Below are 399 nucleotides of genomic sequence, written 5' to 3' on the forward strand. Positions count from 1 at the left end.
GAGGATCCACTGGCGCCCGTTCACGGGCCGCTGCGGTTTTGCGGAACCACAGGTAGCCGCCGAGCATCATCGCCGCGAAAATCAGCGCCAACAGCAGGTTATACCAGACCATCGCCACCAGGCAGAGCACCGCCATGCCGAGGGCAAAGGCCGGCGCCAGCGGGTAGAGCGGGGCGCGGAACGGACGGATCAGCTTCGGCTCGCTACGGCGCAGTTTGAACAGCGCCGCCATGGAAGTGATATAGATAACAATAGCCCCAAATACCGACATGGTGACGATGCAGGCGGTCAGCGTCATGCCGCTGATGGTGATCAGCGAGTCGGAGAAGATCGCGGCGATCCCCACCACGCCCCCGGCGAGGATTGCCAGATGCGGGGTGCGCGTGCGGCGGTTGAGGG

1 pseudogene is annotated in these 399 nt (G+C 64.4%); it reads right to left on the reverse strand.

The features are described 5' to 3' along the window. Window positions 1–399 (reverse strand): annotated as a pseudogene (locus tag M3205_RS25310) (hypothetical protein); the annotation flags it as partial.

The sequence above is a fragment of the Cytobacillus firmus genome, assembly GCF_023715565.1.
GTDB lineage: Bacteria > Bacillota > Bacilli > Bacillales > Cytobacillaceae > Cytobacillus > Cytobacillus firmus_C.